The following is a 22,131-nucleotide window of genomic DNA, read 5'->3' as shown; positions in this document are numbered from 1 at the left end:
GGGCAGACGGTTCACGTCGACCCGTCGGCGGGAGCGGTCACGGCTCGGTCCCGGTCCGCGCGTCGATGCCCGCCCGGACCCGGTACGCCCGCACCAGCGCCAGGGCCGCCTCGCCCCGTGGCCGCCGTCCCGGGCGGATGTCGACGGCGAACGCCTTCGTCTCCTGGATGTGCGTGTTGGGATCCAGGGACAGGTGCAGCAGCTCGTTGGCCGCGTCGCCGGTGCTGTAGCCGTTCGGGCCCCAGTGATAGGGCAGCCCCACCTGGTGCAGCGGGCGCCCGCGCACGGTCAGCGGGGTCATCCGGGCGGTGACCAGCACCCGCGCCTCGATCACGCCCCGGGCGCTGACGATCGTCGCCCACCCGGTGTGCGTAAGGCCCCGCTCGGCGGCCAGTTCCGGCGACACCTCGCAGAAGAACTCCGGCTGGAGTTCGGCCAGGTACGGCTGCCAGCGGGACATCCCGCCCGCCGTGTGGTGCTCGGTGAGCCGGTAGGTGGTGGCCACGTAGGGGAACACCGCGGAACCGGGGTCACCGCCGCTCGGCTGGTAGCGGTTGGCCGGGTGCGGCGGCAGCAACTGCCGCACGGGATTGCGCTGTTGGTCGTGGACGAGGTTGGGGACGGGGGAGTCCTGCGGCTCGTAGTGGGCCGGCAGGGGGCCGTCCGTGAGCCCGGAGGGGACGTACAGCCAGCCCTTGCCGTCGGCCTGCATGATGAACGGGTCCGTGCCGGACAGGGCCTCGGGCCCCGTGGCGTCCTCGGGCGGGACGTGGTCCGGCGCCATGTCCTTCTTGAAGTCGGGGACGTCGTGTCCCGTCCACTCGCCGCGCTCCGCATCCCACCACACCAGCGCCTTCCGCTCGCTCCACGGCCGGCCCTCGGGGTCGGCGGAGGCGCGGTTGTACAGGATCCGCCGGTTGGCCGGCCAGGCCCACGCCCACTCGGCCGCCACCCAGTCCTGCTCCCGGCCCGGCTTGCGGCGGGCCGCCTGGTTGACGCCGTCGGCGTAGACCCCGCAGTAGATCCAGCAGCCGCAGGCCGTCGAGCCGTCGTCCTTCAGCTCCTCGTACGAGGACAGCGGGCCGCCGTCCGCGGCACGGCCGTTGATCTCGGCGAGGACCGCCTCCGCGTCCGGTTCGGCGAGCGGGCCCTTCGTCGGGTAGTCCCAGGCCAGGTCGAGCACCGGCCGGTCCGTCTCGTCGGCGGACCCGGCGAGCTTCGCCCGGATGATCCGGCCCAGGTGGTAGGCGAACCACAGGTCGCTGCGCGCCTCGCCGGGCGGTTCGACCGCCTGGTGGTGCCACTGGAGCAGCCGCTGGGTGTTGGTGAAGCTGCCGTCCTTCTCGGTGTGCGCGGCGGCCGGCAGGAAGAACACCTCCGTGCGGAGGTCCTCGGTGCGCAGCTCGCCGGTCTCGATCTCCGGTCCGTCCCGCCACCAGGTCGCCGACTCGATCAGCGAGAAGTCCCGGACCACCAGCCAGTCGAGGTTCGCCATGCCGAGCCGCATCAGCTTGGAGTTGGCGTTGCCCACCGCCGGGTTCTCGCCGATCAGGAAGTAGCCCTTGCAGACGCCCTCCAGCTGGGCCGTCGTCGTCTCGTACGTCGAGTGGGAGCCGGTCAGCCGGGGCAGGTAGTCGAAGCAGAAGTCGTTCTCCGCGCGCGCCGCCTCCCCCCAGTACGCCTTGAGCAGGCTCACCAGGTACGCCCGCATGTTGCCCCAGTAGCCCTTGTGCGCGGCCTCGGCGGCGACGAAGGCGTCCAGGTCCTGGTTCTGGTGCGCGTGCGGCATCGGGATGTAGCCGGGCAGCAGGTTGAACAGGGTCGGGATGTCCGTGGAGCCCTGGATGGAGGCGTGGCCGCGCAGCGCCAGGATGCCGCCGCCCGGCCGGCCGATGTTGCCGAGCAGCAGTTGCAGGACGGAGGCGGCCCGGATGTTCTGCACGCCCACCGTGTGCTGGGTCCAGCCGACCGCGTAGGCGAAGGCCGTGGTCCGGTCGCGTCCGGAGTTCTCCGTGACCAGCTCGCACACCCGCCGGAACAGCTCCCGGGGCACGCCGCAGACCTGCTCGACCAGTTCCGGGGTGTAGCGGGCGTAGTGCCGTCGGAGCACCTGGAAGACACAGCGGGGGTGGGTCAGCGTCTCGTCCCGTTCCGGCTCGCCCTCGCCGAGCACCGCGCCGCCGGAGCCGTGGGCCTCACCCCGCGCGGCCTCCGTCACGGACGTGCCGCCCCGGGTGCGCTCCTCGTACTCCTGGTCGCGCTCACCGGAGGCCGCCTGCACCTCGGTGCCCTCGTACTGCCAACTGGCGTTGTCATAGCTGCGGTTGTCACGGTCCAGGCCGGAGAAGACACCGGCCAGGTCCTCGGTGTCCCGGAAGTCCTCCCGCAGGATCACCGGCGCGTTGGTGTACGCCACGACGTACTCGCGGAAGTACTTCTCGCGTTGCAGGACGTGGTTGACGATCCCGCCGAGGAAGGCGATGTCCGTGCCCGCGCGCAGCGGCACGTGCAGATCGGCGAGCGCGCTGGTGCGGGTGAACCGCGGGTCGACGTGGATCATCTTGGCGCCGCGGGCCTTGGCCTCCATCACCCACTGGAACCCGACCGGATGGCACTCGGCCATGTTCGAGCCCTGGATGACGATGCAGTCCGCGTGCTGGAGGTCCTGCTGGAAGGTGGTCGCGCCGCCGCGGCCGAACGAGGTTCCCAGACCGGGAACGGTGGAGGAGTGTCAAACGCGCGCCTGGTTCTCGATCTGGACCGCTCCCAGCGCGGTGAACAGCTTCTTCAGCAGGTAGTTCTCCTCGTTGTCGAGCGTGGCGCCGCCGAGGCTCGCGATGCCGAGGGTGCGCCGGGTGCGGGTCCCGTCGACCTCCCACTGCCAGCCGGCCCGGCGGGCCTCGATCACCCGGTCGGCGATCATGTCCATCGCCGTGTCCAGGTCCAGCCGCTCCCACTCGGTGCCGTACCGGCGCCGGTAGAGGACCTGCCGCTCGCGGGCGTCCCCGGTGGTGAGCTGGAGACTGGCCGCGCCCTTGGGGCACAGCCGGCCGCGGGAGACGGGGGAGTCCGGGTCGCCCTCGATCTGGGTGACCCGGCCGTCCTCGACGTACACGTTCTGGCCGCAGCCCACCGCGCAGTACGGGCAGACGGACCTCACCACCCGGTCGGCCGTGGCCACCCGGGGCGTCAGCCGGGCGCTGGCCGCGCTCTTGGCGGCGGCCCCCCGGCCCAGCGGATCAGTGCCGGTGAGCTGGCGGTAGACCGGCCAGGAGTCGATCCAGGTGCGTACGCCCACGGCTCCTCCTCCGGCTCGGGTGTTCTCGATTGTCCCGCCGCCTCGCGCGTACGGCATCCCGGCCGCGGGGCCGGGCCGCTCCCGGTGTGTCGGCACCCGGACCGGACGAGCTGCCCGTAATGTCCGGTTGGTCACGGTCCCGAGTGAGTGACGGGAGCGATCGGATGACGGTCAGGGGCGGCGGGGCGAAGGCGGTGGCGCCGTGAGGCAGCGTCACATCTTCGGAACGGTGTTCACGGTGGAGGCGGCCATCGCCGGCGCCGTGTTCCTCGCCGTCCTCGGCCTGCTCGCCTGGACGCTCCTGCGCCACCGGGGCACCCGCCCCCCGGCCGCCGCCGAGCGTTCCGAACGGCCCCGCCTGGAGGCGTACTACGTCGGCGCCCTGGCCGCCTTCGCGGTCTTCCTCGTGGCCTGGACCGCCTGGCAGAACCACCGGGAGCACCCCGCGGCGGGCCCGCGCCCGCTGCGCGTCGACGTCACCGGCTTCCAGTGGTGCTGGACCTTCCGCTACCCGGGCTCCCCGGCCCACCGCAGCGTCACCGGCACCTGCGAGGGCCGCGACATGCCCACCCTCGTCGTGCCGGCCGGCCGGACCGTCCAGCTCCGGCTCACCTCCCGGGACGTCGTCCACTCCCTGTGGGTGCCCGGCCTGCGCTACAAGACCGACGCCTTCCCGCACCACGTGAACACCCTCACCCTCACCCTGGACCGGGCGGGCCGCTGGCGCGGCCGGTGCGCCGAGTTCTGCGGGCAGCGCCACCACACCATGGACTTCTGGATCAAGGCCGTGCCGCCGCGCGCGTACGACCGCTGGGTGCACGGCGGGACGGCCACCGTATGACCCTCGCGCCGTCCACCCGGGCCCGGCCGGACGACTCCGGCCGGCCCGTCCCGCCGGGCGGCTGGCTCGGCTGGATCTCCACCACCGACCACAAGCGCGTCGGCCTGCTCACCGCCGCCACCTCCCTGGTCCTCCTGCTGCTCATGGGCGTCCTCGCGCTGCTGATGCGCGGCCAGCTCGCCCGCCCCGAGGAGACCTTCCTCGGCCCGCACCTGTACGACCAGGTCTTCACCGTCCACGGCTCCGGGATGATCTACCTGGTCATGACGCCGTTCGCGCTGGGCCTCGGCGTCTATCTGGTCCCGCTGCAGACCGGCGCCCCCGGCATCGCCCTGCCCCGGCTGACCCTCCTCGGCTACTGGCTCTACGCGTTCGGCGCCCTCACCCTGCTCGCCGGCTTCGCCACCCCGACCGGCGCGCACGCCGCCGGCTGGTTCTCCTACCCGCCGCTGGCCGACGCCGAGTACTCGCCGGGTACCGGCAGCGACCTGTGGATCGTGGGCGTGTTCCTCGCCGTCACCGGGGCGATCCTCCAGGGCTGGGCGGTGCTGTGGACCATCCTGCGCCGCCGCACCCGGGGCATGACCATGCTGCGGCTGCCCGTGTTCTGCTGGGCCATGATCGCCACCTGTCTGATGGTCATCGGTGCCTTCCCGGCCCTGCTCGCCGCGCTCACCCTGCTGGCCGCGGGCCGCGCCGACGCCTCACTCTTCGCGTCCAACGCGTGGAACATCGGCTATCAGCACCTCTTCTGGTTCTACGGCCACCCCGTCGTGTACGTGATGTTCTTCCCGTACCTCGCCGCCGTCGCCGAGGTGCTCGCGGTGTTCTGCGGGCGCCGCTTCTTCGGCTACCGGGGCACCGTGCTGTCCCTGCTGGTGTTCGCCGCCCTCTCCATGAGCGTGTGGGGCCACCACATGTTCGCCACCGGCCAGGCGGCCAACGACTACTACTCCCTGACCTCCATCGCCCTGCTCGTCCCCGCCGGCGTGGAGTACTTCGGCATGCTCGGCACCGTCCTCGGCGCCCGGCCGCGGCTGCGCACCCCGATGCTGTTCGCGCTCGCCTTCATCCCGCAGTTCCTGATCGGCGGCCTCACCGGGATCATGGTGGGCACCCCGGTGATCGACTACCACGTCACCGACAGCTACTTCGTGGTGGCCCACCTGCACTACGTGCTCTTCGCGGGCAGCGCCTTCGGCCTGTTCGCCGCCGTCTACTTCTGGTTCCCGAAGGTCACCGGCGTGCTGCTGGACGAGGGCATGGGGCGGCTGCACTTCTGGCTGCTGGTCGCCGGAACCAACCTGACCTTCCTGCCGATGTTCGCCCTCGGCTACCTCGGCATGCCGCGCCGGGTGTCCACCTACGCCGCCTTCGACGGCTTCGGCACTCTCAACCTGCTCGCCGGGATCGGCGCGGCCCTCCTCGCCGCCGGCATGGCGGTGTTCGTGGTCAACGTGCTGCGCACCCTGCACGCCCGCCGCCTCGGCCGGGCCCGCCCCGCCGGTGACGACCCGTGGGACGGTCACACCCTGGAGTGGGCCACCCCGTCCCCGCCGCCGCGCCTGAACTTCCCGGCGGACCGCCCGCTGCCGCCCGTCACCAGCTTCGCCCCGCTGCTGGACCTCAAGCGCCGGGAGGGCTCCCGCGCATGAGACGGCATCCGTCCGCCGTGGTCGTCGCGGGCTGGGCGCTGCTCAACGGCGTCCTCCTCGCCGTCCTCGCGGTCTACGGCGAGAGCCCGCTGGTGTACTGGCTGTGGGGCGGCGTCGTCCTGGTCCTCGCCCTCGCGGCCGCCGCCGTGCTGGTCTCCTCCCGCTCGGCGCCCGACCAGCACGTCCGCTACCGGGTTCCGGACCGGGGCGCGGGGGCGGTGCCTCCCGCCGCGGCCGGCCTGCTGCTGGTCGCCCTGGGCTTCGTCTACGGCCACTGGCTGCTGTGCGTCGCCGTGCCCCTGCTGGGCGTCTCGGCCGCGCTCGCGGTACGCGGCACCACGGCCCGGGAAAGGTGAGCGGGCCGTGCATCCCGCGCACGCGTCGGTCGCGGCGGCGGCCGGGCCGGCGCTCCTGGTCGCCGCCGGGATCCCGGCCGTCGTCCACGCCCTGCGCCGCTCCCCGCTGTGGGAGCGGATCGCCGTCCCCGCCGCCGTCGCCCTGCCCGTGCTGGTGCTCACGCACGCCTGGGCGGTCCTCGGCGACCTCGGCATCCTGCGGCCACCGGGCGGGGCCCTGGTCACCCAGCCCCCGCTGCTCGCGGCGGCCGTGCTGTTCTGGCTGCCGGTCCTGGCCCGCACCCGGCACCGGCTGGACGACGCCGGCCGGTGCCTGTACCTGTTCCTCGCGGCACCGCTGCTGGACCTGCCCGCCGTCGGCGTCGTCGCCGCGGGCCGGCCGGCGGCGGGCCTCGCCATGATCACCGGCATGCTGCCGGTCGGCGTCACCGCGGCGGCGGTCACCTGGGCGTGGGTCGACCGGGAGGAACGCGAGGCCCGGGCGGCGGGCCCGTGCCCCGGGGACGCTCATTGCGCGAACGGCGCGTTCACCAGCAGGTCCTCCACGGTGGGCACCGCGAAGCCGGGGAGGTGACGGCGGCCGACCTCGGCGAAGGGGTGCATCAGCTCGCCCATGGGCTTGGTGCGGCACAGCGACAGGATCGTCTCCAGCGCGGCCTTCTTGAACTCCAGCCGGGGGAACGCGTCGAGCACCTCCGTCAGCGCGTCGGACGGGATCCTCTCCAGCCCGTTCCCCGTGAAGTCCAACGCGGAACCCACGGAGACCAGGGCGATCTCCGGCCTCTTGCGGGCCGCGATGCCCGCGCTGGTGTGCAGGGCGATCGCGTCCCAGACCACGTCCAGCCGCCCGGCGGGCACGCCCAGCCGGCGCAGGAAGCGGCGCGCGGCGTCGGCCCCGTCGACCTCGAAGCGCTCGGCCGGGGTCTGGAACGCCTCCACCAGACCGAGATCGTGCAGCACGGCGGCGACGAACGCCAACTCCCGGTCGTAGCGCGCCCCCTGCCGGTCGAGCACCAGCGCGCCGAAGACGTAGCTGCGCAGCACGTGGTTGAAGAGCGACGGGGAGCTGACCTCGCGGGCGAAGGCCACCGTGTGCCGGGCCACCGCGCTGTCGGGGACGCGGACCCCGGCCACCGTCGCGGGCAGCGGCTCCGCGGCCGGGCCCGGCCGGGCGTGGGCGGCGGCGGGCGGACCGGCGAACGCGAGCGCCGCGCCGGCCGCGGCGGCACCGGCCCCCCGCTGGAGCAGCGTGCGCCGGGTGACGTCACGTCCGTCGGTGTGTGCCTCGGTCATCTGCGCGTTCCTCTCACGGGCGACTGATCACCATGAGCCTAGGAACGGCGGATCCGGGCCGACAGCGGCGAAAGTGACAGACAGTCACGGAATTCCGCCAGCGCCGGCCCGGCCCGGTCAGGGGCGTGACGCGAGTGCCTCCAGGCGTTCCCGCTGCGGGAGGACCGTGTACGCCGGGTCCTCCGCCGACGCCACCCCGGCGTGGAACACGCCGAAGCGCAGGGCCGCCGAGCCGGCCAGGAGCGCGGTCCCGGCCGCCACGGCGAGGCGCCGGTCCCGGGCGGAGCACAGGCCCAGGACCGCGCCGCCCGCCGTCAGCAGCTCCGACGTCCGCACCAGCAGCCCCGCCCTGCCCTGCCCGAAGGGCCGCGCGGCCAGGCCCATGCGCCGCTTCATCGTGTGGAACGCGCCCAGTTCCAGGGCGGTACCGAGGACGGCGAGCCGGCGGGCGGGACCGGCCTGGCCGGCCGGGGCCACGGCCAGCGCCAGCCCCGACGCGGCGCCGGCCGCCGAACCCGCGAAGACGAACGGCAGTTCACGGTGGCCCTCGTGCCAGGACGGCACCGCCGTGTCCGACAGCAGCACCGCGGTGTACGTCGCCACGGCCGGGCCGAGGACCGCGGCGCCCGCCGTGGCGGCCGCGCCCAGCAGCCGGTACCGGCCCGCGACCCCGGTGGCCGCGGCGGTCAGCGTCAGCGGCGCGTACGCCGCCAGCAGCCACGAGCCCACGTTCATCGGGGAGGTCGGCTTGCACACCCGCAGCATGTACAGGAACCGGGCCGGCCGCCCCAGGTCGTGCACCAGCGCCGCCAGGGACAGCGAGATCGCCCCGGCCGCGGCCGTGAGCGCCGGCGCCGCGAGCCCCGGCCGGCCGGTCAGCCGGGCCCCGGCCGCCAGCAGCGAGGACGCCCCGGCCAGCCCGCCGAGGTACAGGTACCCGGCGATGTCCAGCGGCTCCCACGGCGGCTTGGAGATGACGGGCAGGCCGTAGTACGACCCGAACTCCGCCTCCGGCACCACCGGCCGCTCGCCCCGGCCACCGCGCCGCCGACGGCGGCCCGCCCGGTCCCCGGTCACCGCCTCCCGGCCCGGCCGCGCGCCCCGCACACCGTCCCGGGTGACGTCCGACTCGCTCATCGCTTCCTCCTCGCGCAGCTGCCCAGGACCAGGGCCGCCAGGGTCACCGCGGCCGCCGCCGCGTGCCGCCACATCGCGGGCAGGTCCCGGGTGGTGACCTGCGGGTCCGGCGGCAGCCCGTACACCTCCGGCTCGTCCAGCAGCAGGAAGAACGCCCCGGCGCCGCCCACCCCGTCCTCGGGGCTCTCGCCGTACAGACGGGCGTCGGTGACACCGGCCGCGTGCAGCCGCGCCACCCGCTCCCGGGCCCTCTCCCGCAGCTCCTCGAGCGGCCCGAACTGGATGGATTCCGTCGGGCAGGACTTGGCGCAGGCGGGTTCCAGGCCGACGCCGAGCCGGTCGTAGCACAGCGTGCACTTCCACACCCGCCCGTCGCCCTCCCGCCTGCCGATGACGCCGTAGGGGCACGCGGGCACGCAGTAGCCGCAGCCGTTGCAGATGTCCTGCTGGACGACGACCGTGCCGAACTCGGTGCGGAACAGCGCCCCCGTGGGACACACGTCCAGGCAGCCCGCGTGCGTGCAGTGCTTGCACACGTCCGACGACATCAGCCAGCGCAGCTCGGTACGGCCGTCGGGGGTCACCGGAAAGGCCGTACGGGCGGGCCCCGGACCGGTGCCGAGGCGGGACGCGGCGGCGAACACGTCCACGTCCGCCGCGCCGTCCGGTGCCGCCTCCGGTCCCCCGAACGGCCCGCTCTGCTCCACGAAGGCCACGTGCCGCCAGGTGTCGGCGCCGAGGCCGCGCGTGTTGTCGTAGGACATGCCGGTCAGTTCCAGGCCGTCCTCCGGGATCGCGTTCCACTCCTTGCACGCCACCTCGCACGCCTTGCAGCCGATGCACACGGAGGTGTCGGTGAAGAAGCCCACGCGCGGCGGGGCGTCGGGACAGCCGGCCGCGCCGGACACGTCCGGCTGCGGGCCGTACAGCGCGTTCCCGCCCCGGTCGGCACCCTCGGTCACGGCGTCTCCTTCTCGCTCACGGCTTGTGCCGCCTCCTCCTCGGGCCGCTCGCCCGGCGCGGCCCGCGCATACGCCACCCGGCGCCGCTGGTCCGCCGTGGCCGGCAACTCCACGCTCCGGCCGAAGTACCAGCGGCTGAGGGCGTTGCGCAGCCGGTGCCGGCGCAGCCAGCGCCAGGCCTCCGCGCCCGCCGTCCGGGGCCGGGGCGTGTCGCGCACCAGCATGCGGCAGACCTCCTCGCGGGGCAGCAGGGTGTGCGCCTCCTCGTAGCCGCCGCCCGCCGTGCGCCGCACCTCGCCGGTCGTATCCCCGGTCAGCAGCCGCAGCCGGTCGGCCGCCTGGAGCCCGAGACACGCCCGTCTGGTGGCGTGGAAGGTCACGAGCGGCACGGCGAACAGCGCGACGCGCAGGGTGCGGGTGATCAGCTCCACCGGCAGGCCGAACACGTAGGCCAGCACGTCCTGCCCGCCGGCCAGGAGCAGCACCGCGTAGGCCGACACGGCCGCCGCGCCGAGCGCGGTCCGGGCGGGCCGGTCGCGCGGCCGGTCGCACAGGTGCTGCTCCGGCCCGGGACCGGCGAGCCACCGCTCGAAGAACGGGTAGGAGTACAGGGCCAGGAACAGCACCGCGGGCAGCACGACTCCGGGCAGGAACACGTCCCAGGCGACGGTGTGCCCGGCGATGTCCGTCTCCGCGGCCGGCATCAGCCGCAGCGCGCCCTCCAGGTAGCCCACGTACCAGTCGGGCTGCGAGTCCAGGGAGACGTGGTCGGCCCGGTACGGCCCGAAGTCCCACACCGGGTTGATCTGGAACAGCGCCCCCATCGCCGCGAGCACGCCCGCCACGATCAGGAACAGGCCCGCCGACTTCGCCGTGTACTGCGGCACCAGCGGCTTGCCGATCACGTTGCGGTTGGTGCGGCCGGGCCGCGCCCACTGGGTGTGCTTGTGCACCACGACGTACGTCAGGTGCACCCCCACCAGCGCCAGCAGCAGACCGGGGACCAGCAGCACGTGCGTCACGTACAGCCGGGAAATGATCTCGTGCCCCGGGAACTGGCCGCCGAAGAGGAGGAACGACAGGTACGTGCCCACGACCGGCACCGACAGCACGATGCCCTGCGCGGTGCGCAGACCGGTGCCGGACAGCAGGTCGTCGGGGAGCGAGTAGCCGCAGAAGCCCTCCATCAGGGCGAGCAGGAACAGCGTCACCCCGACCGTCCAGTTCAGCTCCCTGGGCCGCCGGAACGCGCCGGTGAGGAAGATCCGCAGCAGGTGCACGCCGATGGCCGCGACGAACACCAGCGACGCCCAGTGGTGCGTCTGCCGCAGCAGCAGCCCGCCGCGCACCTCGAAGCCGATGTGCAGCACGGACGCGTACGCCTCGGTGGTCATCGTGCCGCGCAGCGGCGCGTACGAGCCGGCGTACGGGAGTTCCGTCATGTCCGGGTGGAAGAAGAACGTCAGCCACCCGCCCGTGAGCACCAGCACCAGCAGGCTGTACAGCGCCAGTTCGCCCAGCAGGAACGACCAGTGGTCGGGGAAGGACTTGCGCAGGAACTCACGGCCCGCGGCGACGGCCGGAAGCCGCTGGTCCAGCGCCGTCACCACGCGCTCACCGCGTCCCGCGCGCCGGGCCGGCCCCCGCTCCCGCGACTCCTCCACCGCGTGCTCGCCTTCCGCCCGGTGCCGGCTCACTCACTGCGTGTGCTTCCCCTCCGAGCCTGGCACGACCGCCCCCGCTCCGCTCGTCAGGGAGGGCCGCGGGGTTGATCGGTCGGCCGGGTCGGCCGGGTCCGCCGGGTCGGGCGGGTCCGTTGTGGCGTCCGGTGGTCCTCCCGGCCCGTTTGCCGCGTTCGGCGCGCGGCTACCCGGTGGCCCGGACCAGTGGCCGCCGGGGCTCAGGGAGGTCGCCGTGGTGAAGGTGTCCGACAGACTCGCCGCCCGGCTGCGGGACGCGGGCGTGGGCCGGGTGTACGGCGTGCCGGGACTGGCCGTCGACCCGCTCGTGCGGGCCCTCGGCGGTGGCCCCGGGGTCCCGGAGTTCATCCAGGCGCGGGGCGAGGAGTCCGCCGCGCTCATGGCCTGCGCCGAGGCCAAGCTCACCGGCCGGCCGGGCTGTTGTCTCGCCCCGCCGGGGGCGGGCGTGCTGCGGCTGCTGGCCGGGCTGTACGACGCGGCGGCCGACCGCGCGCCGGTGCTGGCCCTGGTGGGCGCGGACCCGGTGCCCCGGCGCGGGGGCGGCCCGGCCGTGCGCCATCTGGCGGAGGTCTGCGTGTACTGCGAGCAGGTGTCCGGGCCGGAGCCGGCCGGTGACGCCCTCGACCGGGCGGTGCGGGCCGCGCTCGGCGACCGGGGCGTGGCGAGCCTGATCCTGCCCCGCGAGACCCTGGCGGCCCCGGCCCCGCCCGCCCTGTCCGGCCCGTCCCGGCCCTCGGACTTCTCCGAGCGGTCGGGCTCCTCGGGGCCGTACGACTTCTCCGGGCGGCCGGGTTCCTCCGGTCTGCCCGGTTACCGGGGGCCGTCCGGCTCCTCGGGGCTGTCCGGTTCCTGGGGGTCACCGGGTTCCCCCGGCCTGTCGGGTTCCGTGGGTCCTTCCGGTTCCTCCGGTCTGTCGGGTTCCTCTGGTTCGCCGGGCTCCTCCGACCCGTCCGGTTCCGTGGGTTCCTCCGGTTCCTCCGGGCTCTCGGGTTCCTCGGGTTCGCCGGGTTCCTCCGAGCCGTCCGGCTCCGTGGGTTCCTCCGGCTCCTCCGGTCTGTTGGCTTCCTCGGGTTCGCCCGGCTCCTCCGGTCCGTTCGGCCCCTCCGACCCCTCCGGTCCGTTCGGTCCCTCCGACCCCTCCGGTTCCGTCGGGCCGTCCGGTGCCGTCGGCTCCTCCGGTTCCTTCAGCCCGGCCGGTGCCTCCGGTTCCCGCGATATCCGGCCCGGGCCGGCTCCGGCGGGGCCCGCCGGCGTCGCCGGTCTCCGCCGTGCGGCCGAGGTGCTCGGCGGCGGTGGCCGGGCCGTCGTCGTGCTCGGCAACGCGGGCCGCGCGGCGGCCGGGCAGGCGGCCAGGGCGGCCCGGCTGCTCGGCGCCGGGGTCGCCACCACCGCCCTGGCCCGGGACGCGCTGCCGGACGACCTGCCGTATCTCGCCGGTGTGGCGGGCCCGCTCGGCAGCGAGGCCGCCGCGGCCCTGCTGCGGGACTGCGGCACGCTGCTCCTCGTCGGCGCCGAGGACCTGGATCCCGCCCTGCTGCCGGCTCCCGGCCGGTGCCGGATCGTCACCGTGGACCGGAACCCGGAGGACTGCCCGCTTGCTCCTGAGGCTTCCGCCGTCCGGGTGAACGGCGACGTGACGGCCTGCCTCGAAGCGCTGCTCCCGCTGCTGCGCGGAGGCGCCGACCGCGCCTGGGCCGTCCGGGTGGAGCGCACGGTACGGGCGTGGCGGGCGGCGGGGGAGACCCGGGCCCGCCGCTACTTCGGTACGTCGGTCAACCCACGGTCGGTCGTCGCCGAGCTGTCCGCGCGGCTGCCGGAACGCGCCGTCGTCACCACCGACTCCGGCACCGCGCTGGACTGGTGGACCCGCCACCTCCGGCTCCGGACCGGCATGCGCTCGCTGCTCTCGGGCCACCTCGCGCTGCCCGGCGCGGCCGTCCCGTACGCCGTGGCCGCCAGATTCGCCGCCCCCGACCGGCCGGTGATCGCCCTCGTCGGCGACGGCGCGCTGCAAGGCGGCGGCCTGAACGAGCTGATCACCGTCCGGCGCCACTTGGACCGGCTGGCGGGACTGCCCCCGTTGGTGTTCTGCGTCTTCAACAACGGCGACCTGAACCGGCTCACCTGGCAGCGCCGGGCCGCCGCGGGCGACCCGCTGATCCCGCTCTCCGCCGAGGTCCCCGCGCTGCCGTACGCGCGATGGGCGAGGCTGGCCGGGCTGCCCGCCGTACGCTGCGACCGGCCCCGGCAGGTGGGCTCCGCCTGGGACGAAGCGCTGGGCGGGCGCGGGCCGCTGCTCCTGGAGTTCGTGGTGGACGGTGAGACACCGCCGGACTGGGCGGCCGGGCCGGGCACCCACAGGCCCCGCCGGAAGGCCGTGCGCGGACTCATGGGGTCGGCCGGCTGACCCCGCCGACGGGGAGGCGGCTGTCGCGCGGGTGGACGGTGACCTCGGCCGGCGGCGGATGGGCGGGGTGCCGTCGGTCAGCCGGTCGCTCGCGGGGTCAGCGGTACGGTCACCGTGACCCGCTTGCCGTGGGCCGGCCAGGTCACCTCCAGGTCGCGGGCGAGCATGGCCACCAGGTGCAGACCGTGGCCGCCGACCCGGCGGGGGTCGGGGGGACGCCTGCGCGGCGGCTCCCGGGAGGTGTCCGTGACGATGACGCGCAGCGCCCGCGCGCCCGGCAGCACCTCCAGGCCCAGCGCGCAGGGGCCGGGCGCGTGCTTGGCCGCGTTGGTGACGAGTTCGCTGACGACCAGCTGGGCATCCTGCACCGAACGCCGTTCGGGAGCCGGCCGCGCCCGCGCGAGCAGGTCGGCGACGGCGTCTCTGGCCTCGGCGATGCTGGAGACGCCGGCGTCCCAGGTGCGGCTGTACCGCAGGACCGCCGGGCGGTCCCGTGTGGTCGTCGCGTGGGTCCTGAGCGGGATGTCCATACCTCGTTGCCCTTTTCCTCTGGGGTCAGGGGCCCTTCCTGTGCACAGGGGTGCCGTGCCGTCCCTGCTCGGCTACCCGCTGGGCGGCGGGTCAAGGGGACGTTTGCGAGGAATCCCCCGGATGGGCAGGAACGCCCCGGTCCGGTGCGCAGAGCGGGCCCGGGAGTTCCGCTCGCGCTGGAACTCCCGGGCCCGCTCGGCTGCCGGACCGGCACACACCTCGGTGGTCGGAGCCGTCTTCTCAGTGCTTCTTGAAGACGTCCTTCGCCTTCTCCTTGCTCTGCCGGGCGTCTCCCTTGGCGCCCTGCGCGCGGCCCTCGGCCTCCATGCTCTCGTTGCCGACGGCGCGGCCCAGGGCCTCCTTCGCCTTGCCCTTGGCCTGCTCCGCCTTGGCCTTCGCCTTCTGGTTGCCGGCCATCGTGTGTCACTTCCCAACGTAGGACGCGGTCTGTGGTCCCCCTCCGGATTGCCGCTGCACCGGCGTCCAAACCCGGCGGCGGATCAGCGGGCGCGGCGCCGCCGCACGAGGTGGCGTACGACGAACCCCGCGATCACGACGGCGACGGCGAGGACGACGTACAGCTGGTAGCGCCGGATCTCGTCGTAGATCGCGGTGATGTGGCTGCCGGCCAGATAGGCCAGGGTGGTCCACAGGCCGACCCACAGGGCCGCGCCGAGGGCGTTGAAGGCGAGGAAGCGGCGCCAGCGCATGCCGGTCGTGCCCGCGATGATGCCGTTGGCCTGGCGCAGGCCCTCCACGAACCGGGCCACGGTCACGATCTTGCCGCCGTGCCGGGTGAAAAATCCCTCGGCGGCCTCGAACCGCTTCGGGGTGAGGAAGACGTACCGCCCCCACCGGTGTACGAAGGCCCGTCCGCCGACCCGGCCGATCAGATAGCCGACGTTGTCCCCGGCGACGGCCGCGGCGAACGCGATGAGCGCCACGGCCACCACGTTCAGCCGCCCCGCGCCCGCGTACACGCCCGCCGCGAGGAGGATCGTCTCGCCGGGCGCGGGGACCCCGAAGTCCTCCACGAAGACCACGGCCCCCACGGCCCAGTAGCCGTAGTGGCCGAGCAGCGGTTCGAGGTGGGCCAGCGGTCCCGGGAGGGGAGGTGACGACATGCTCTCCACCGTACGTCGGCGCCGCGACGGTGCCCGGGACCGGCTGACCGGTGGCGCTCAGGACCGGCTGACCGGTGTCTCCTGGTCCGGGGCGACGGGCTCCGGACCGCCCCCGGCCTGGGCCTCCGCGCCGGGTCCGGGCTCCCCTTCGGACCCTGCCCCGGCCCCGGGACCTGCCTCGGCCCCGGGCTCGGCTCCGGGTCCGGCCTCCGGCTCCGGAGCCGGGCGCGTGCGGCCCAGGCTGCCGGTCAGCCGGAGGGCGAGCGGCTCGGTGTACCGGGCGGTGAGCGGGCCGAGGACGACCAGGATCAGCACATAGGCGGTGGCCAGCGGGCCGAGGTCGGAGTCGATGCCGGAGGTGACCGCGAGTCCCGCGATGACGATGGAGAACTCGCCGCGGGCCACCAGGGTGCCCCCGGCCCGCCAGCGGCCCCGGCCGGAGATCCCCGCGCGGCGGGCCGCCCACCAGCCGGTGGCGATCTTGGTGAGGGTGGTGACGGCGGCCAGGGCGAGCGCGGGCAGCAGCACCGGCGGAATGCTCGCCGGATCGGTGTGCAGGCCGAAGAAGACGAAGAACACCGCCGCGAACAGGTCCCGCAGCGGTGCCAGCAGGTTGTGCGCGCCCTCGGCGACCTCGCCGGACAGGGCGATGCCGACCAGGAACGCGCCGACCGCCGCCGAGACCTGGAGCTGCTGGGCGACCCCGGCCACCACCAGGGTCAGGCCGAGCACCACCAGCAGCAGCTTCTCGGGGTCGTCGGTGGAGACGAAGCGGGAGATGTGCCGGCCGTAGCGCACGGCCACCAGCAGCACCACGCTCGCCACACCGAGCGCGATGGCCAGCGTGACGCTGCCCGCGGCGATGCCGGTCCCGGCCAGCAGGGCGGTGACGACGGGCAGGTAGACCGCCATGGACAGGTCCTCCAGCACCAGGATGCTGAGGATCACCGGGGTCTCCCGGTTGCCGATCCGGCCCAGGTCGCCGAGGACCTTGGCGATGACCCCGGAGGAGGAGATCCAGGTGATGCCGGCCAGGACGACGGCGGCGATCGGGCCCCAGCCCAGCAGCAGGGCCATGGCGGCGCCGGGCAGGGCGTTGAGGGTGGCGTCGACGATTCCGGCCGGGTACTGGGTCTTCAGGTTGGAGACCAGATCGCCGGCGGTGTATTCGAGGCCGAGCATCAGCAGCAGCAGGACGACACCGATCTCGGCGCCGATGGCCACGAACTCCTCGCTGGTGCCGAGCGGCAGCAGCCCGCCCTCACCGAAGGCCAGCCCGGCCAGCAGATACAGCGGGATGGGCGAGAACCGCAGGCGGGCGGCGAGCCGGCCGAGCAGCCCGAGGCCGAGGATGATCGCGCCGAACTCGATCAGGAAGACCGCGGAGGAATGCATCGGCGCTCACTCCCGGCCGAGTATGGCGGCGGCGGCGTCCACACCCTCGCGGGTGCCGATGACGATCAGCGTGTCCCCGCCGGCCAGCCGGAAGCCGGGGCCGGGGGAGGGGATCGCCTCGGCGCGGCGCAGGACGGCCACGATCGACACGCCGGTCTCCGTGCGCATCCGGGTGTCGCCGAGCAGCCGTCCGTTCCAGTGGGAGGTCCCGGACAGCTCGATCCGTTCGGCCACCAGGCCCAGTTCCGTGGTGGACAGCAGGGTGGGGCTGTGGTGGGTCGGCTTCAGGACGTCCACCAGGGCCTCCGCCTCCTGTCCGGTGAGCCGGACCGACAGCGCGCAGGCGTCGGGGTCGTCGTTCCGGTAGGCGCTCAGGGTGCGCGAACCGTCCCGGTGGGCGACCACCGACAGATGGCGGTGTTCGCGGGTCGTCAGGTCGTACCGGACGCCGATGCCCGGCAACGGTGTCCTGCTGGTGCGTGCGGTGCTCATGGCAGCCCCCTGCCTCGGCCTTGAATGTTTCTTGGGGAAATCGTTACCCGAGCCTATCCGGAAGGTGATCCTTCCGGGCGGGGCGGGGCGAGGGGGCTGGGACGAGGTCAGGGGCAGGGAGCCGGGGCTAGGGGCAGGGGCTGCCGGCCGCTCCCTCGGCGGGGCCCGGCTGGCAGGTGTGGCACAGCTCGTGGTGTCCGTCGCGGGTGACGACGGTGCCCCAGCCGAGGCACTGCTCACAGTCACGGGCGAGGGCCAGGTCGGGGTGGGGCGGCAGAAGGGGGCTGCGGTGGGCTCCGTGCGCCATGCGGGGAACGGCTCCTTGGGGTCGCGGGTCGCGCGAAGGTCGGGCTGACAACGTCGTCCGGTGACCTCCATTATGTCCTACTTTTTCCTTACGTCTGTGGCGTGCGTCATATTCCCCGCCGCCGAGACCGGGGGGAACGGTTCCGTTTCCGGCCCGGCGAGAGGGGCAGGCGGTGATCAAGACGGCGAGCGGAAGGAGGCGCGCTCATGAGCGGTGAGAAGTCCGGCGGGGAGTCCATGCCCGGCGGGGAGGCCAGGCCTGGCGGGGAGGGGAGTGCGCGGAGCGGGGCGCGGGTGCCGAGGGCCGTGGCCCGGCTGCCGCACCAGGTCCGCGAGGAGCTGAGCCGCAGGCTGCGGCGCAACCGGCGGGCCTTCCGCGCCGACGACGTCCAGGTGGTCGAGCCGCCGCTGCTGCGGCGCGCGGTCGGCGCCTCCGCGCTCGGCAACTGCATGGAGTGGTTCGACTTCGGCGTCTACAGCTACCTCGCCGCCACCATCGGCAAGGTGTTCTTCCCCGGCGCCTCCCCGGCCGCCCAGGTCATCTCCTCGTTCGCGACCTTCGCCGCCGCCTTCGTCGTACGCCCCCTCGGCGGACTGGTCTTCGGGCCGCTCGGCGACCGGATCGGCCGCCAGAAGGTGCTCGCCACCACCATGATCATGATGGCCGCGGGCACCTTCGCCATCGGCCTCATCCCCGGTTACGCCACCCTCGGCATCGCCGCGCCCGTGCTGCTCCTGCTGGCCCGCATGGTCCAGGGCTTCTCCACCGGCGGCGAGTACGGCGGGGCCACCACCTTCGTCGCCGAGTACTCCCCGGACCGCCGGCGCGGCTTCCTCTCCAGCTGGCTCGACTTCGGCACCTTCGCCGGTTACGCCCTCGGGTCGGCCCTGGTCACCGCGCTGAACCTGGCCCTGACCGACGACCAGATGCTGTCCTGGGGCTGGCGCGTGCCGTTCCTCATCGCCGGGCCGCTCGGTGTGATCGGTCTCTACATGCGGATGAAGCTGGAGGAGTCCCCGGCCTTCCAGCAGCAGCTGGACGAACACGAGAAGGCCCTGGCGCAGGAGTCGGCCGGCAGCGAGTTCAAGGACATCGTCCGCAACCACTGGCGGGCCCTGCTCGTCTGCATGGGCCTGGTGCTGCTGTACAACGTCACCAATTACATGGTCACCGGCTATCTGCCGACCTATCAGACCGAGACCCTGCACCGCTCCAGCGGCTCCGCCGACCTGCTGGTGCTCGTCGGCATGGTGTGGATCGTCATCCTGATCACGTTCCTCGGCCGGCTCAGCGACCGGGTGGGCCGGCGGCCGCTCTACGCCGTCGGCGCCGCCGCGATGATCGTGCTCGCCGTGCCGTCCTTCTGGCTGATCAAGGCGGACGGCACCTGGCCGCCGATCGCCGGGGTGCTGATCCTGGCCACGCTGCTGGCCTGCTTCGCCGCGCCCAGCGCCGCCACCCTGCCCGCGCTGTTCCCGACCGCCGTGCGCTACGCGGCCATGGGCATCGGCTTCAACTTCGCGGTCGCCGCGTTCGGCGGCACCACCCCGCTGGTCACCGCCGCGCTGGTCGAGCTGAGCGGCGACGACCTCATGCCCGCCTACTACCTGATGCTGGCCGGCGCCATCGGCCTGCTCACCGTGCGGTTCCTGCCGGAGAGCGCCCAGGTGCCGCTCAAGGGCTCGCAGCCGATGGTCGGGTCGAGGGAGGAGCGGCGCGAACTCATCGCCACCTCCAAGGAGCTGTACGCCTTCGCGCGGGAACAGGAGAAGGCGCGCAGGAGCTGACGGGCCCGCGCCCACCACCCTGCTCCGGGGCGCCGAACTCGTCCTCACCACGGCGCGGCATCCCGCCTGGTGGGGCGCACTCGCCCGGCGCGCCCGCCACGAGGAAAGATGGCGGGTGAGCGAACGACCCACCGATGCGGAGGAACGGTACTCATGCCGCACGAACGAGCCGGCCGGCCGGCCCGTCCCGAGGACCTTGTCGACGTGGCCCGGCTGGTCACGGCGTACTACACGCTGCACCCCGACCCGGCGGACCCGGCACAGCGGGTGGCGTTCGGCACCTCGGGGCACCGAGGCTCGTCCCTGGCGAGCGCCTTCAACGAGGACCACATCGCCGCCACCAGCCAGGCCATCTGCGAATACCGTGCCGCCCAGGGCACGGACGGCCCGCTCTTCCTGGGCGCCGACACGCACGCCCTGTCCGAGCCGGCGAAGGCCACCGCGCTGGAGGTCTTCGCCGCCAACGAGGTGAGCGTGCTCATCGACGACGCGGACGGCTACACGCCCACCCCCGCCGTCTCGCACGCGATCCTGACGTACAACCGGGGCCGCACCTCGGGCCTGGCCGACGGCGTGGTGGTCACCCCCTCGCACAACCCGCCCGCCGACGGCGGCTTCAAGTACAACCCGCCGAGCGGCGGCCCGGCCGCCTCCGACGCCACCTCCTGGATCCAGGACCGCGCCAACCAGATCATCGCGGGCGGCCTGAAGGACGTGCGCCGGCTGCCGTACGCCCGCGCGCTCGCCGCGGACACCACCGGCCGCTACGACTTCCTCGGCACCTACGTCGGCGATCTGCCCAGCGTGCTGGATCTGGACGCCGTCCGCGCGGCCGGGGTGCGCATCGGCGCCGATCCGCTCGGCGGTGCCTCCGTCGCCTACTGGGGCCGGATCGCCGAACAGCACGGCATCGACCTGACGGTGGTCAACCCGCACACCGACCCCACCTGGCGGTTCATGACCCTGGACTGGGACGGCCAGATCCGCATGGACTGCTCCTCGCCGTACGCGATGGCCTCCCTCATCGAGCAGCGCGACCGCTTCCGCATCGCCACCGGCAACGACGCCGACGCCGACCGGCACGGCATCGTCACCCCGGACGCGGGCCTGATGAACCCCAACCACTACCTCGCGGTCGCCATCTCCTACCTCTACCGGCACCGCGAGCAGTGGCCGGCCGCCGCGGGCATCGGCAAGACCCTGGTCTCCTCCACCATGATCGACCGGGTCGCCGCCGACCTCGGCCGCCGCCTGGTGGAGGTGCCGGTCGGGTTCAAGTGGTTCGTGGACGGACTCGTCGGCGGCGACCTCGGGTTCGGCGGCGAGGAGTCGGCCGGCGCGTCCTTCCTGCGCCGGGACGGCTCGGTGTGGACCACCGACAAGGACGGCATCATCCTGGCGCTGCTCGCCGCCGAGATCACGGCGGTCACCGACCAGACGCCCTCGGAGCACTACGCCGGTCTGACCGACCGCTTCGGCGCTCCCGCCTACGCCCGCATCGACGCGCCCGCCACCCGCGAACAGAAGGCGCTGCTCGGCAAGTTGTCACCGGCCCAGGTCACCGCGGACACGCTGGCCGGGGAGCCGGTCACGGCCGTGCTCACCGAGGCGCCCGGCAACGGCGCCGCGATCGGCGGCATCAAGGTCACCACCGAGAACGCCTGGTTCGCCGCCCGGCCCTCGGGCACCGAGGACGTCTACAAGGTGTACGCCGAGTCCTTCCTCGGCCAGGACCACCTCGCCCGGGTGCAGGAGGAGGCCCAGGCCGTGGTGCTGGGCGCGCTCGGCGGCTGACCGGGTCCGCGGGGCGGCTCCCGGCCGGCGGGGGCCGCTCCAGCCGGCCGCGCCCGCGCTCCCGCTCCAGCCGGCCGAGGACGGCCTGCGCCATGGCCGCCTCGCCCCGGGCGTTGGGGTGCGCGGGCGCCGCGGGCGCGGCCGGCTGGAGCGGCTCGATCCACCGGTCCGCGGGCGCCCGGCACATGTCGTGGCCGGCCGTGGGGCCGTAGGTGTCCACGTACTCGGCCCGGTTCACCCCGGCCACCAGCCGGAGCATCCGGTTCAGCCGCTTCTCGGTGTCCCGAAGATAGGGGAAGTCCTTGGCCGCGAACGGGACCTGCGGGAAGCAGCCGCTGCCGTCGTCGGGGAGCAGGGCGGGATAGCCGACGACGAGCACCCGGGCGTGCGGGGCGCGGGCGCGCACCGCGCGCAGCACCCGGTCGACCTTCGGCGCGGTGCGCAGCACGGCGAGGGCGAGTTCGTCGTGCCCGGACGCCCGGTAGGCGCGCTCGCAGGGGTTGCCCGCCGGGTCCTGCGCGGCGAGCCGGGCGCAGGTGCCGATGATGGGGCCGAAGCCGACGTCGTTGCCGCCGATCTGCACGGTCACCAGGCCGGTGTGCCGGTCCAGCGCGTCGAGCTGGGGCGGGTTGGCGCCCTGCGCCCGCCACATCTCGGCGGTCGTGGCCCCGCCGCAGCTGACGTCCGTGAACGCGCGCGTGCGCCGCTCGGCGGCCACGAGCGAGGGGTAGTTGTGGTCCGAGCGGGCGCAGCCGGCGTCCACCTGCGCCGGGATCCCGGGGCCGGAGGTGTAGGAGTCGCCGAGCGCCACATAGGCGGCCGCGCGGCCGTGCCCGCCGGGGGGCGCGCCTGTGTGGCCGCCGGGGTGCGCGTCGGCCGGTGGTGCCGTGCCGGCCGCGGCCAGGACGCATGCGCCCAGTACCGCCGCCACGACGGCGGCGCGCCGCCCCGCCGGTCGCCTCTCGCGCGCCATGCGCCCTCCCCCTGTGCTCGCCCTCGCGGTCCGACCGGATCTGTATACCGTCCGGTGCGTCCCGCCGACCAGAAGCGGG

18 protein-coding genes and 1 pseudogene are annotated in these 22,131 nt (G+C 74.2%); 7 read left to right on the top strand and 12 right to left on the bottom strand.

Annotated features, from left to right (window positions below; all coding sequences use genetic code 11):
• Positions 1 to 37: 37 nt before the first annotated feature.
• Complete coding sequence (gene fdh / locus IE251_RS36290) at positions 38 to 3,298, bottom strand: formate dehydrogenase (protein ID WP_200692247.1); 3,261 nt, start codon at positions 3,296 to 3,298, stop codon at positions 38 to 40.
• Between the two features lie 202 nt (positions 3,299 to 3,500).
• Between fdh and IE251_RS36280 the strand changes: the two genes are divergently transcribed.
• The 4 genes from IE251_RS36280 to IE251_RS41450 are packed head-to-tail and all read left to right on the top strand — an operon-like array spanning position 3,501 to position 6,724.
• Positions 3,501 to 4,139 carry a cytochrome c oxidase subunit II gene (locus tag IE251_RS36280; RefSeq protein ID WP_189757195.1) on the top strand — a complete coding sequence of 213 codons (639 nt, stop codon included), beginning with the start codon at positions 3,501 to 3,503 and terminating at the stop codon, positions 4,137 to 4,139.
• Positions 4,136 to 5,794 (top strand): cytochrome c oxidase subunit I, encoded by a 1,659-nt coding sequence (locus IE251_RS36275; RefSeq protein ID WP_189757194.1) that lies wholly within the window; start codon positions 4,136 to 4,138, stop codon positions 5,792 to 5,794. Before IE251_RS36280 ends, IE251_RS36275 begins: the two co-directional genes overlap by 4 nt.
• Positions 5,791 to 6,150: a hypothetical protein gene (locus IE251_RS36270; RefSeq protein ID WP_189757193.1), complete on the top strand. Its 360-nt coding sequence runs from the start codon at positions 5,791 to 5,793 to the stop codon at positions 6,148 to 6,150. Before IE251_RS36275 ends, IE251_RS36270 begins: the two co-directional genes overlap by 4 nt.
• Positions 6,151 to 6,157: 7 nt before the next feature.
• Positions 6,158 to 6,724: a hypothetical protein gene (locus tag IE251_RS41450; RefSeq protein WP_229897082.1), complete on the top strand. Its 567-nt coding sequence runs from the start codon at positions 6,158 to 6,160 to the stop codon at positions 6,722 to 6,724.
• Here IE251_RS41450 and IE251_RS36260 read toward each other — a convergent pair.
• The 4 genes from IE251_RS36260 to qcrB form a co-directional block, all read right to left on the bottom strand.
• Positions 6,658 to 7,443 carry an HD domain-containing protein gene (locus IE251_RS36260; RefSeq protein WP_189757192.1) on the bottom strand — a complete coding sequence of 262 codons (786 nt, stop codon included), beginning with the start codon at positions 7,441 to 7,443 and terminating at the stop codon, positions 6,658 to 6,660. The two genes, IE251_RS41450 and IE251_RS36260, sit on opposite strands and share 67 nt — an antisense overlap.
• A gap of 117 nt (positions 7,444 to 7,560) precedes the next feature.
• Positions 7,561 to 8,580 (bottom strand): NrfD/PsrC family molybdoenzyme membrane anchor subunit, encoded by a 1,020-nt coding sequence (gene nrfD / locus IE251_RS36255; RefSeq protein WP_189757191.1) that lies wholly within the window; start codon positions 8,578 to 8,580, stop codon positions 7,561 to 7,563.
• Positions 8,577 to 9,542: a 4Fe-4S dicluster domain-containing protein gene (locus tag IE251_RS36250; protein ID WP_189757190.1), complete on the bottom strand. Its 966-nt coding sequence runs from the start codon at positions 9,540 to 9,542 to the stop codon at positions 8,577 to 8,579. Before IE251_RS36250 ends, nrfD begins: the two co-directional genes overlap by 4 nt.
• Positions 9,539 to 11,239, bottom strand: a complete 1,701-nt coding sequence (qcrB, locus tag IE251_RS36245; protein ID WP_373302096.1) for a cytochrome bc1 complex cytochrome b subunit — start codon at positions 11,237 to 11,239, stop codon at positions 9,539 to 9,541. Before qcrB ends, IE251_RS36250 begins: the two co-directional genes overlap by 4 nt.
• Before the next feature lie 217 nt (positions 11,240 to 11,456).
• Here qcrB and IE251_RS41815 point away from each other — a divergent pair, with 217 nt between their 5' ends.
• A complete protein-coding gene (locus tag IE251_RS41815; RefSeq protein WP_268253359.1) occupies positions 11,457 to 13,649 on the top strand; it encodes a thiamine pyrophosphate-binding protein in 2,193 nt (730 codons plus the stop codon).
• A gap of 77 nt (positions 13,650 to 13,726) precedes the next feature.
• On the opposite strand, the gene IE251_RS36230 is transcribed toward IE251_RS41815, so the two are convergent.
• The 6 genes from IE251_RS36230 to IE251_RS36205 all read right to left on the bottom strand — a co-directional run bounded on the left by IE251_RS36230 (position 13,727) and on the right by IE251_RS36205 (position 17,498).
• Positions 13,727 to 14,179 (bottom strand): ATP-binding protein, encoded by a 453-nt coding sequence (locus tag IE251_RS36230; RefSeq protein ID WP_189757189.1) that lies wholly within the window; start codon positions 14,177 to 14,179, stop codon positions 13,727 to 13,729.
• A 241-nt stretch (positions 14,180 to 14,420) separates the two neighbouring features.
• Positions 14,421 to 14,597, bottom strand: a complete 177-nt coding sequence (locus tag IE251_RS36225) for a CsbD family protein (protein WP_189757188.1) — start codon at positions 14,595 to 14,597, stop codon at positions 14,421 to 14,423.
• Between the two features lie 83 nt (positions 14,598 to 14,680).
• Positions 14,681 to 15,304, bottom strand: coding sequence for a DedA family protein (locus IE251_RS36220; protein ID WP_189757187.1), 624 nt, complete (start codon positions 15,302 to 15,304; stop codon positions 14,681 to 14,683).
• 57 nt (positions 15,305 to 15,361) lie between these two features.
• Positions 15,362 to 16,699: a cation:proton antiporter gene (locus IE251_RS36215; protein WP_229897081.1), complete on the bottom strand. Its 1,338-nt coding sequence runs from the start codon at positions 16,697 to 16,699 to the stop codon at positions 15,362 to 15,364.
• A gap of 6 nt (positions 16,700 to 16,705) precedes the next feature.
• A complete protein-coding gene (locus IE251_RS36210; protein WP_189757186.1) occupies positions 16,706 to 17,191 on the bottom strand; it encodes a cation:proton antiporter regulatory subunit in 486 nt (161 codons plus the stop codon).
• A gap of 127 nt (positions 17,192 to 17,318) precedes the next feature.
• Positions 17,319 to 17,498, bottom strand: coding sequence for a hypothetical protein (locus IE251_RS36205; protein ID WP_189757185.1), 180 nt, complete (start codon positions 17,496 to 17,498; stop codon positions 17,319 to 17,321).
• A gap of 236 nt (positions 17,499 to 17,734) precedes the next feature.
• Here IE251_RS36205 and proP point away from each other — a divergent pair, with 236 nt between their 5' ends.
• Together proP and pgm are read left to right on the top strand one after the other, a co-directional pair.
• Positions 17,735 to 19,285: a glycine betaine/L-proline transporter ProP gene (proP, locus tag IE251_RS36200; RefSeq protein ID WP_189757251.1), complete on the top strand. Its 1,551-nt coding sequence runs from the start codon at positions 17,735 to 17,737 to the stop codon at positions 19,283 to 19,285.
• Positions 19,286 to 19,438: 153 nt separating this feature from the next.
• A complete protein-coding gene (gene pgm / locus IE251_RS36195; protein ID WP_189757184.1) occupies positions 19,439 to 21,079 on the top strand; it encodes a phosphoglucomutase (alpha-D-glucose-1,6-bisphosphate-dependent) in 1,641 nt (546 codons plus the stop codon).
• Positions 21,080 to 21,128: 49 nt separating this feature from the next.
• Here the strand turns inward: pgm and IE251_RS36190 are convergent.
• Positions 21,129 to 22,052 (bottom strand): annotated as a pseudogene (locus IE251_RS36190) (SGNH/GDSL hydrolase family protein); the annotation flags it as partial.
• Positions 22,053 to 22,131 lie beyond the last annotated feature (79 nt).

The sequence above is a fragment of the Streptomyces eurythermus genome, from assembly GCF_014649115.1.
GTDB classification, from domain to species: domain Bacteria; phylum Actinomycetota; class Actinomycetes; order Streptomycetales; family Streptomycetaceae; genus Streptomyces; species Streptomyces eurythermus.
This window is presented reverse-complemented; position numbering and strand designations above follow the sequence as displayed.

Coding starts and splice junctions, on each gene's coding strand:
- IE251_RS36210 (WP_189757186.1), bottom strand. CDS start 17,191: ATGAGCACCGCACGCACCAGCAGGACACCGTTGCCGGGCATCGGCGTC.
- IE251_RS36230 (WP_189757189.1), bottom strand. CDS start 14,179: ATGGACATCCCGCTCAGGACCCACGCGACGACCACACGGGACCGCCCG.
- nrfD (WP_189757191.1), bottom strand. CDS start 8,580: ATGAGCGAGTCGGACGTCACCCGGGACGGTGTGCGGGGCGCGCGGCCG.
- IE251_RS36220 (WP_189757187.1), bottom strand. CDS start 15,304: ATGTCGTCACCTCCCCTCCCGGGACCGCTGGCCCACCTCGAACCGCTG.
- proP (WP_189757251.1), top strand. CDS start 17,735: ATGCCCGGCGGGGAGGCCAGGCCTGGCGGGGAGGGGAGTGCGCGGAGC.
- pgm (WP_189757184.1), top strand. CDS start 19,439: ATGCCGCACGAACGAGCCGGCCGGCCGGCCCGTCCCGAGGACCTTGTC.
- IE251_RS36275 (WP_189757194.1), top strand. CDS start 4,136: ATGACCCTCGCGCCGTCCACCCGGGCCCGGCCGGACGACTCCGGCCGG.
- IE251_RS36215 (WP_229897081.1), bottom strand. CDS start 16,699: ATGCATTCCTCCGCGGTCTTCCTGATCGAGTTCGGCGCGATCATCCTC.
- IE251_RS36205 (WP_189757185.1), bottom strand. CDS start 17,498: ATGGCGCACGGAGCCCACCGCAGCCCCCTTCTGCCGCCCCACCCCGAC.
- IE251_RS36260 (WP_189757192.1), bottom strand. CDS start 7,443: ATGACCGAGGCACACACCGACGGACGTGACGTCACCCGGCGCACGCTG.
- IE251_RS36270 (WP_189757193.1), top strand. CDS start 5,791: ATGAGACGGCATCCGTCCGCCGTGGTCGTCGCGGGCTGGGCGCTGCTC.
- IE251_RS36225 (WP_189757188.1), bottom strand. CDS start 14,597: ATGGCCGGCAACCAGAAGGCGAAGGCCAAGGCGGAGCAGGCCAAGGGC.